The 10,123-nt window shown below is 70.8% G+C and carries 8 protein-coding genes and 1 pseudogene; 3 read left to right on the top strand and 6 right to left on the bottom strand.

Translation table 11 applies throughout. The features are described 5' to 3' along the window. Together SD626R_RS03000 and alaS are read right to left on the bottom strand one after the other, a co-directional pair. The coding region (locus SD626R_RS03000) for an alpha/beta fold hydrolase (protein WP_092563269.1) at positions 1-788 on the bottom strand (788 nt) is incomplete at its 3' end. A 20-nt stretch (positions 789-808) separates the two neighbouring features. Further along, positions 809-3,589: an alanine--tRNA ligase gene (gene alaS, locus SD626R_RS02995; RefSeq protein ID WP_092563266.1), complete on the bottom strand. Its 2,781-nt coding sequence runs from the start codon at positions 3,587-3,589 to the stop codon at positions 809-811. A 227-nt stretch (positions 3,590-3,816) separates the two neighbouring features. Here alaS and SD626R_RS02990 point away from each other — a divergent pair, with 227 nt between their 5' ends. From SD626R_RS02990 to SD626R_RS02980, 3 genes are read left to right on the top strand one after another with little or no spacing between them, the layout of a single operon-like run. After that, positions 3,817-5,640, top strand: coding sequence for an ATP-binding protein (locus SD626R_RS02990; protein ID WP_092563263.1), 1,824 nt, complete (start codon positions 3,817-3,819; stop codon positions 5,638-5,640). 45 nt (positions 5,641-5,685) lie between these two features. Continuing rightward, complete coding sequence (gene srp19, locus SD626R_RS02985; RefSeq protein WP_092563260.1) at positions 5,686-5,964, top strand: signal recognition particle subunit SRP19; 279 nt, start codon at positions 5,686-5,688, stop codon at positions 5,962-5,964. Between the two features lie 2 nt (positions 5,965-5,966). Beyond that, positions 5,967-6,197 carry an H/ACA ribonucleoprotein complex subunit GAR1 gene (locus SD626R_RS02980; protein WP_092563257.1) on the top strand — a complete coding sequence of 77 codons (231 nt, stop codon included), beginning with the start codon at positions 5,967-5,969 and terminating at the stop codon, positions 6,195-6,197. A gap of 1 nt (position 6,198) precedes the next feature. On the opposite strand, the gene SD626R_RS17375 is transcribed toward SD626R_RS02980, so the two are convergent. The 4 genes and pseudogenes from SD626R_RS17375 to SD626R_RS02960 all read right to left on the bottom strand — a co-directional run. After that, entirely contained in the window at positions 6,199-6,735 is a 537-nt protein-coding gene (locus tag SD626R_RS17375; protein WP_321163802.1) for a hypothetical protein, read from the bottom strand. Positions 6,736-6,826: 91 nt separating this feature from the next. Further along, complete coding sequence (locus SD626R_RS02970) at positions 6,827-8,359, bottom strand: NADH-quinone oxidoreductase subunit N (RefSeq protein ID WP_092563254.1); 1,533 nt, start codon at positions 8,357-8,359, stop codon at positions 6,827-6,829. Then, positions 8,352-9,884: a complex I subunit 4 family protein gene (locus tag SD626R_RS02965; protein ID WP_176697258.1), complete on the bottom strand. Its 1,533-nt coding sequence runs from the start codon at positions 9,882-9,884 to the stop codon at positions 8,352-8,354. Before SD626R_RS02965 ends, SD626R_RS02970 begins: the two co-directional genes overlap by 8 nt. Beyond that, positions 9,881-10,123 (bottom strand): annotated as a pseudogene (locus SD626R_RS02960) (NADH-quinone oxidoreductase subunit L); the annotation flags it as partial. The gene SD626R_RS02965 and the pseudogene SD626R_RS02960, both read right to left, overlap by 4 nt.

Here is a 10,123-nt window from a genome sequence, read left to right as displayed (position 1 = left end):
GCGCCGTGCTCCGCGAGCCACCCGGCCAGCGCGTCGTTGACCGCGGCCGACGCCTCGACGCCGACGAGGTGGCGTGCGCCCTCGACCGCGCGAATCTCGCCGCGGGGGAGTCCCTCCGCGAGCGTCTCCGCCGCCGTCATCGGGCAGACGGCGTCGTCGGTTCCGTGGACGACGAGCGTCGGCGTCGTTAGCTCGTACAGCCGGTCCGAGAGGTCGAACCCCTCGACAGCCGCGCGGTGGGCCTCGAACGTCTCGCGGCCGGCGTCCTCGGCGAGCCGCCACTCGGCGATCCGCGGGAGCGCGTCCGGGTGCGCCTCGCGGAAGTCGACCGAGCACAGCCCGTCGAGCGACCCCTCCACCGCCGCCGGGTCGGCGGGGTCGGCCCACACGGCGTCGGGCTTGTATGCGTCGCCGGCGGGCGGCGTGCCGAGGACCGTCAGGCTCGCCGGCCGCGACGAGGCGAGCGCGGCCGCGAGCGCGGCCATCCCGCCGAGCCCGTACCCGACGAGGTGGGCGTTCCGGACCCCTTCGGCGGCGCACACCGCGTCGACATCGCTCGCGAGGTCCTCGACCGCGTACGGTCCGGGGGGCGCGTCCGACCGGCCGACGCCGCGCGTCTCGGGCGTGATCACCGTGTGCGGTCCCGCGAGCGCGGCGTGCTGCCAGCCGAACTGCCACGCGCCGAGCCCGACGTCGCCGCAGAACACGACCGCCTCGTCGGGGTCGCCGGCGTCGGGCGCGTCGACCTCGTACCGGATCGAGACGCCGGCGTTGTTCGCGTGGGGCATGGTGGGACTCGCGGGGGAGATCAGGCCTCTTGGAGACTGCGGAGGACATCCGGCGCCGCCGCGAGCGCGTCGTCCAGCGCGTCGGCGCCCGGACCGCCGCCCTGCGCGAAGTCCGGCGGGCCGCCGCCCCCGCCGCCCACGCGGCCGGCGAGCTCGGAGACGACCTGCCCGGCGTTCACGTCGACGCCGTCGGGGACCCCGACGACGAAGCTCGCGGAGCCGTCCGCCCCGCTGCCGACGACCGCGACCTTCCCGTCGTCGACGTGGGCGTTCGCGGTCGCGCGCAGTTCGTCGGCGTCGCCGTCGAGCCGCTGGATCACCGCCGTGGCGCCGCCGAGGTCGACCTCCTCGACGTCGGCGCCGCCGGAGGCGCGCGCCGCCGCGAGATCCTCTTTCAGCGACTCGACCTCCTTGCCGCGGGCCTTCCACTCCTCGAAGAACCGCTCTGCCGTCTCGGGCACGTCGAGCGGGTCCACGTCGAGCGCGGCGGCCGCGTCGTACAGCGCGTCCTCCGTGCGCTGGGTCGACTCGATCGCCGCGCCGCCCGCGGCGAACACGATGCGCTCGACGCCGTCCTGGACGGGCTCCGTCTTCAGCACCTTCACGGCGCCGATCTCGCCGGTACGCTCGACGTGGGTGCCGGCGCAGGCCTGCACGTCGGCGTCGCCGACGTGGATCAGCCGGACGTTCGTTCCCGGCGGGACGCCGCCCTGATAGAGGTCGAACCCGTGCTCGGCCTCGGCCTCGTTGCGGTCGGGCCACTCCTGGCGCACCGGCACGTCGTCGCGGACGAGTTCGTTGGCGACGCGCTCGATGCGTTTGACCTGCTCGCGGGTGATCCGCTCGAAGTGGCGCACGTCGAGCCGCGAGGAGTCGATCCCCTTCTGCGCGCCGGCCTGCCGGACGTGATCGCCGAGCACCTCGCGGGCGGCGTGCCCGATCAGGTGGGTCGCCGTGTGGTGCGCGCGGAGCCGGTCGCGGCGGTCGCCGTCGACCTGCCCCGTGACGAACTCGCCCTTCCCGGGGTCGGCGTCCGTCCGGTGGAGCACGACGCCGTCGCGCTCCTGGACGTCGACCACGTCGACCGTCGTCTCGCCGACCGTGAGCTGGCCGCGGTCGGCGGGCTGGCCCCCGCCCTCCGGGTAGAACATCGTCTGGTCCAGGGCGACGTCGTACCCCTCCTCGCGCTCGAACACGTCGAGGACGACCGCCTCGAACTCGGTGCGGCCCTGGTCGTCGTAGAACAGCTTCTCCGTCTCGGGGAGGTCGCCGAGCCGGTCGTCGGCGTCGTCGCCGCCCTCGTCGGCGCCCGCCTCCTCGTGGCGGTCGGCGACGAGGGCGTAGAAGTCGTCCGGCACGTCGACGGTCGCGCCGCGCTCCGCGGCGATGTCGGCGACCATGTCCGGCTGGATCCCGTGGGAGTCGTACAGCTCCAACAGCGCCTCCGTGGGGATCGGCTCGCCGGTGCCGGCGTACTCGTCGGCGAGCGACTCCACCTTGCGGGAGCCGCGTTCGAGGGTCTGCCGGTACTTCCGCTCCTCGGTGCGGACGATCTCCCGGATCGTGTCCCGGTTCTCGTAGCCGAGCCGCTCGGCCTGCATGTCGACGAGCTCGTCGAGCGGGGCGTCGACGTCGACCTCGTCGACGAGCCGCTTCGTGCGCCGCAGCACCATCCGCGCGAGGTACCCGGTGCCGACGTTCGAGGGGACGATCCCGTCGCCGAACATGTACGCGAGCGTCCGCGAGTGGTCCGCGATCGCGTAGATCGATTCGAGCGGCTCGACCAGCTCGCGGAGCCGGTCGACGTCGACGTCGAGCCGGTCGGCGATCTCGCCGCGGGCGTCCTCCACGTCGTCGACGTCGTCGATGTCGAGCCGGCCGGAGAGCTTCGCGGCGCGGTGGACCAGTTCCTGCTCCTCCTCGGTGTGTTCGATCCCCGCGTTCTCCTTGAGGAAGTCGATCGCGTCGGGGTAGACGGCCTCGTACACCGTCGCCGTCCCCTGGCTCATCCACGTCCACCGTTCGAGCCCGTAGCCGGTGTCGACGATGTACGTGTCCATGAACGAGTACGTGTTCCCGTCCTTCATCTCGTAGTCGCCGTCCGGGTCCCGCTCCATGCACATGAAGACGAGCGTCGCCAGCTCGGCGCCCTTGTAGATGACCTCGATCGCCGGCCCGGCGTTGCCGCCGCCGACCCACGGGTCCTCGATGTAGGTGATCTCCTCGAGGTCGGCGCCGAGGCTCTCGAACAGCTCGTCGCAGTACTCGACGGTCTCGTCCTTCCAGTACACCTCGCCGTGGTAGGCGTACTCGTCCTCGTCGACCTCCTCGCGCGTGTTGAACGCGTGGTGGGCCATCATCTCGAAGGCCATGGTGTGCCGGCCCGTCTTCCCGACGTTGTCGATGTCCTGCATCCGGATGCACGGCTGCGAGATGGTGAGGGGGTTCGCCGGCGGCGGGGTCCGGCCAGACGTGACGAGCGGCTGGAAGTCGTAGATCGACGCCTGGGTTAAGAGTACGTCGTCCCGCCAGCGGTTCGCCGCGACCGGGTACGGGTCGATCCGCTCGTGATCATGCTCCTCGAAGAACGAGAGGAACGCCTCCCGCATCTCCGACAGCGAGTGCGGCTCCGGGAAGCCGGGGTCGTCGATGAAGCTGTAATCCTCACAGGGCGGCTCGCCGCAGAGCTCGCGGTCGCCGTCTCGGGTCCAGAAGTGCGCGCCACAGGAGGGACACTCCTTCCGCACGAACCCCTCCTCCTCGAAGTAATCGAGACGGTACTCCGCTTCGAGATCGCTCATTAGGAAAACGTGACCCGTGTTCGTCCAAAAGGGTTCCGGGGTGGGTCCGCGGCGAACTCGCCGGGATGAGGGCGCCGCTGAGCGACGCGATCGCGCCTCCGCCGCGAGGTGCGCGCGGGGACCGGAGACCGGGCGACGCGAGACGGTCGACCCGCCGTGGAGACGTCCCGCGGAACGCTCCGTGAAAGGAAAATTTATGCTCACGGCAAGCGGTAGTGAAGTGCATAGTGGAAACCATACAGAGCGGGGATCCCGTCGTCGTCTTCCTCGCCGCAGACCCGCGCGACGCCGCGGCCCTCCCCGATGACGTGACGCGTCGAACCGTCGACCCCGCCGACGCCAACGAGGACGCGTTCGTCGACGCCGCCCTCGCGATCGTCCGCGACGCCGACGGGCTCGACTGCGCCCGCGAACGCGGGGGATCGATACCGATCGTCGCCGCCGTCGACGACCCGACGAGCGACCTGGCCACGGCCCCCGGCGTCGCCGCCGTCGCGACCTCAGCCGAGGATGTATCGGCGACCGTCCGGTGGATCGTCGCCCGCGACGCGACGGTCGGGGCGCCCTCCGCCGCCGGGACGCCGTCGCGGATCGAGCGGCTCAACGCCGGCGCGACGCGGCTCGCGTCGGTCCGGTCGACCGAGGGAGCCCACCGAGCGGTCATCGCAGTCGCGGACGAGGTGTTCCCGACTCACCGCTGCGTCGTCGGCGTGCGCGACGGGGAGTGGGTCGAGCCGGTCGCGGCCTCGGCCGACGTGCCGGTCGAGGACTGCAACCGCGTCCGTGTGGGGACCGGGTCCGCCGGGAGCGTCGTGGAGACCGGCGAGCCGGTCGTCGAACCGAACCCGAACGGGGAGAGCCCGTACGACACGCTGCTCAGCCTGCCGGTCGGCGACGACACGGTCTTCGGGCTCGTAACGGCCGACTCGGACGGGTTCGACGACGCCGACCGTCGGCTCGCCGGCCTGCTCGCCTCGCACTTCGAGGAGACGCTCGACCGGATCCGCGTCGACGAGGCGCTCAGGACCGAGCGCGACCGCCTGCTCGCTCTGTTCTCGAACGTCCCCGACCCCGCGGTCGCGTACGACTACGCCGACGATAGGCCGATCGTCCACCGGGTCAACGACGCCTTCGAGGAGACGTTCGGCTACGACGAGGCGACGGTCGTCGGCGAGTGCGTCGACGACTACATCGTCCCCGATGAGGAGGCGGCGATCGAGGGGGCCGCGGAACTCAACGAGCGGCTGCAGCGCGGCGAGAACGTCCGGCGAGAGGTGGCCCGCAAGACGGTCGACGGGATCCGACACTTCATCCTCCACGTCATCCCGATCCGGCTCAACGAGGAGAACGTCTCCGGGTACGCGATCTACACCGACGTCACGGAGCGGCGCGAGCGCGAGACGACGCTCCGGCGGCAGAACGAGCGGCTCGACGAGTTCGCGAGCATCGTCTCGCACGACCTCCGGAACCCGCTCTCCGTCGCGCAGGGGTACGTCGACCTCGCGAGCGACACCGGCGACCCGGCGCACGTGGCGAAGGCGAGCGAGGCGCTGGAGCGGATGGACGAGCTCGTCGGCGACCTCCTCTCGCTCGCGCGGCAGGGCCGATCCGTCGGCGAGACGGAGCGGGTCTCGATCGGGGCGCTCGCGAGGGACGCCTGGGAGGGCGTCGACACGGGCGGGGCCGAGCTGGTGGTCGAGGGCGACGTGACTCTCGACGCGGACCCGGCCCGGACCCGCGAGCTGCTGGAGAACGTCTTCCGCAATAGCGTGGAGCACGGCCGCGACTCGACCAACGACCTCACCGTCCGCGTCGGCGAGACCTCGTTCCGCTCCGACGGGGGCGAGGGAACCGGCTTCTTCGTCGAGGACGACGGCCGAGGGCTCCCGGAGGAGGCGGACCGCGTCTTCGAGAGCGGCTTCACGACGGACGACGAGGGGACCGGGCTCGGCCTCGCGATCGGCCAGCGCATCGCCGAGGCCCACGGCTGGGAGGCGCGCGCGCTCACCGGCGAGTCGGGCGGGGCCCGGTTCGAGTTCCGGACCTCGTGAGCGCGGGTCCGAAACGACCTTAGGCCGCGCGCTCGCCTCTCCGGTATGGTCGAGAACGTCGTCTATCCCGCGTACTTCGACGCCGAGCGGTCGCGCTCGGAGGGCCGTCGCGTCCCGACGGACCTCGCGGTCCCCGAGCCCACCGTCGACGAGATCGCCAAGGCGGTCCAGCAGGTCGGCTACGACGCGGTGATCGAGCGCGACAAGACGTACTCCCGCGAGTTCGAGCCGCGGGGCGCGGTCGTCGTGCGAGGAACCGAAGACACCGCCAAAAACGACCTCGTGCAGGCGGTCGCCGCCTACCTCGGGGTCATCCGCGAGTGACGATGCGTCGCGTCGGCACCGTCGTCCGCACCGCCGGCGGGCTCGCGATCGCGCGCGGCGACCGAGACGATGAACCGCCGCGGATCGGGTCCGCCGTCGTCGACGAGTCGCTCTCGACCGTGGGCCGCGTCGTCGACGTGTTCGGCCCCGTCGACCGACCGTACGTGGCGGTCACGCCGAACGACGGCGACGGGCTCGCGGCGCTCTTCGGCGGGAAGCTGTACGCGCGCTGACTCAGTCCCCGGCCGACGCCTCTCCGTCTCCCGGCGTCGGTCCGCCGTTCTCCGTCGACGCGCCCCCGCCCTCCGGCGCCGCGTCCTCGTTCTCGGTCGGTGCGTCTCCGCTCTCCGCCACGTCTCTGTTCTCGTCCGTCGCGTCCTCGCCCTTCTCCGGCGTATCCTCGCCTTCAGTCGGCGTCTCCCCGGCCTCGACCGCCGGGTCTTCGGCCGACGCCTCGCCGTCCTCGGCCGATACCTCCTCGTCCACGGCCGGCGCCTCTCCGTCGACGATATCGAAGTCCGCCAGCGTCTTCGTCGAGCGGACGAGCCGCTCGGCGACGACCAGTTTCTCCGTGCGGTCCAACCGCTCCCAGTCGAGTTCCGCCGGCGGCGACTCCTCGAACGCGCGGAACTGTTGGAACACCGCGTCGTTGACGAACCGCTCGAACGAGTCGCAGCTCGGACACGTCACCGAGAGGTGCGGCACGTCGAACTCCCGGCTCACGGTGTGCTCCAGACAGTTCAGACAGCGGTACGTCCGATTCCTACTCATACGCGAACGACGCGCCGGACGCGGGAATACCTGCGGGTACCGGACGCGCGATCGGAGCGGGACGAAAGGGGGAGACCAGGGACCGCGAGGCCTAGAACAGCGCCGACGCGGCCGCCTCCGCGGTCTCGATGACCGGCCCGAAGCCGGGGAGGAGCAGCACCGTCGCGACCGCCGCGAAGACCACCGCGGCGTACAGCGCCGTCGGCCGCACGTCGATCGCGTCCAACGCGGTCGACGACGCGGGGTCGTCGAGCCACAGCGCCTTCACGACCCGGCTGTAGTAGTACAGCGAGATCACGCTGTTGACGGCGCCGACGGCCGCCAGCCACAGGAAGCCGTTGTCGATGGCACCCATGAACAGGAAGTACTTCGAGAAGAACCCGGCGAACGGCGGGAGGCCGGCCAGCGAGAACATGAACACGGCCATCGCCGCCGAGGCGACGGGCGCGCGCTCGGCCAGCCCGGCGTAGTCCTCGAAGGTCCGGCCGACGCCCCACCGCTCCGCCATCGCGACGAAGAGGAACGCGCCGGTGTTCATGAAGCCGTAGACGAGCAGGTGCGCCATCGCGGCGCCCATCACCGCGCCGTTACCGCTCCCGTCCGCCGAGAGCGCCGCGACGCCGATGAGCGCGTAGCCGGCGTGGCCGATCGAGGAGTACGCGAGCATCCGCTTGACCTCCTCCTGGACGGCCGCCGCGAAGTTCCCGAGCGTCATCGTCACGGCCGCGAGGACGCCGAAGGCGAGCACCCAGTTGATGTCGGCCGACAGCGACGCGCCGACCGGGAACGCCTCGGTGAACACCCGGAACGCGACCACGAAGCCGGCCGCCTTCGACGCCGACGAGAGGAACGCGCTCACGGGCGCGGGCGCGCCCTCGTACGCCTCCGGGGCCCAGAAGTGGAACGGGACGGAGGCGGTCTTGAACGCGACGCCGCCGAGGATCATCACGACACCGAGGCCGGCGATCCCGCTGCGGCTACCGATCCCGTCGGTGTCCGAGGCGATGTCGCCGAGGACGCCGGCGACATCGCCGAGCATCAGCGATCCGGTGGCCGCGTACACCAGCGAGATGCCGAACAGGAAGATCGCCGAGGAGAGCGCCCCGACGAGGAAGTACTTCAGCCCCGCTTCGACGCTCCCGCGGTTCTGCTTGAGGAACGCGACGAGCACGTACGACGGCAGCGACACCATCTCCAGGGCGACGAACACGACCGCGAGCGAGTTCGCGACCGCGAGCAGCGACATGCCCGTCGCCGCGAACAGCGTCAGCGAGTAGAACGTCGCCGGGTTCGGGTGGTCGTGGAAGTAGTCGTGCGCCGCCACGACGACGAGCGACGTCACGGACGCGAAGATGGCGGTGAAGAACAGCCCCAGCGTGTCCACCTTGATCGCGTCGGCGAACAGCAGGATCGCGCCGCCGGTGTCGCCGCTCCCGGTCCCTGAGGCGACGAACCAGACCGTCGCGGCCAGCGAGGACAGCGCGCCGAGCGCGCTCACGACCGCCACCGAGGTGTTCGACCGGGTGTCGGGGCTGACCGTGTCGACGAGCAGCAGCGCGAGGCCGGTGAACGCGAGCAGCAGCACGGGCAGCAGCGCCGTCACCTGCGGGAGCGCGTTAACCATCGACGCTCACCCCCTCGACCACGGGAACGGCCGCATCGCGGATCATCTCGAAGAAGATGTCCGGCGCGACGCCGAGCACGATGATCGCCACGAGCAGCACCGCGAGCGGGGCGACGTCGTGGAACGGCGCGGGCCCGATCTCGTAGTCGGTCGCGAGCTCGAACGGCCCGAACAGCGTGCTCTGCATCGCCGACAGCAGGTAGCCGGCGACGATCACGATACCGAACATCGCGAGCGCCGTGAACAGCGGGGCGTACGGGAGCGCCGGCGCCGAAAAGGAGCCCACGAAGATGAAGAACTCGCCCGCGAAGCCGGCCATCAGGGGCAGCCCCATGTAGCCGAACGCGCCGGCGACGAGGATGCCGACCGTGACCGGCATCCGGTCGGCCATGCCCGCCATGTCGCCGACCATCCGCGTGTGGGTCGCGTTGTAGACGACGCCGACCGCCATGAACATCAGCCCCGAGATGAGGCCGTGCGCGACCATCTGGAACGTCGCGCCGCCGACGCCGTACTCGGTGAACACGACGAGCCCGAGGATGACGTACCCCATCGACGAGACGGAGGAGTAGGCGACGATGCGCTTGAGGTCCTTCTGCGCCAAGGCCAGCATCGCGCCGTAGATGACGCTGACGACGGCGATGGCCGCGATCGGGATCGCGAGCGCGGACGCCTGATCGGGGAGCATCGTGAAGTTGAACCGGAGCAGCGCGTACGTCCCCATCTTCAGGAGGACGCCCGCCAGGAGCACCGACACGGGCGTCGGCGCCTCGACGTGGGCGTCAGGCAGCCACGTGTGGAACGGGACGATCGGGACCTTCACCGCGAACCCGAGGAACATCGCGAGGAACGCGACCGTCGCGATCGTCCCGGGCGCGATACCGAACCACGTCCCGAGGCCGCCGCCCGCGATCGCCTGCGTGATCTCCGGGAGCGCGAACGAGCTCACGGAGTCGCCGAGCGCGAACGTCAGCGACATGAAGCCGATGAACATCAGCAGCGACGCCGCGTTCGTGTAGACGAAGAACTTGATCGCGGCGTACTTCCGCCGGGGACCGCCCCAGATCCCGATGAGGAAGTACATCGGGACGAGGACGGCCTCCCAGAAGACGAACCAGAGGAAGAAGTCAAGCGCCGTGAACACGCCGAGGAGGTTCGCCTCCATGAACAGCATGAGCCCGTAGAACTGGCTCTGGCGGGAGTCGATAGGCGTCCACGCGCTCAGGATCGCCAGCGGGACGAGGAACGTCGTCAGCACGACGAGCGGGAGGCTGATGCCGTCCAGTCCGACGAACCACGAGACCGAGCGGCCGCCGACTTCGAGCCACTCTATCTGCGTCTGATACGCGATGTCACCGCCCGTGAGGGCGTTACCCGAGCCGTCGAAGCCCGACCAGAGGTACAGCGATCCGAGGAACGGGATCAGGCTCAGGGCGAACGCGAGCCGGCCCGCCCACTCGTTCGGGGAGAGGAGGACGACGAGCGCGCTCGCGAACGCGACCGCGATGAGCGCTTCGAGTATCACAGGAACCACCCCCCGGAGACGCCGAGGACGAGAATCAGTGCGACCAGCCCCAGCGTGAGCAGCGCGGCGTACTGCGAGACCACGCCGTTCTGGATCTGCCGGATCCGGTCACCGCCGATGAGACTCACCGAGGAGACGCCGTTGACGACGCCGTCGATGATCCCTTGGTCGAAGGTGTCGGCGCCGCCGGCGACGTCCTCGGTGCGATACGCGAGCCATACCTGCAGTTCGTCGAGGTA

The organism is Halorubrum sp. SD626R (genome assembly GCF_001261915.1).
Lineage (GTDB): Archaea > Halobacteriota > Halobacteria > Halobacteriales > Haloferacaceae > Halorubrum.
Note: the sequence above shows the minus strand (reverse complement) of the source record. Positions and strands in the feature narration are given on the sequence as shown.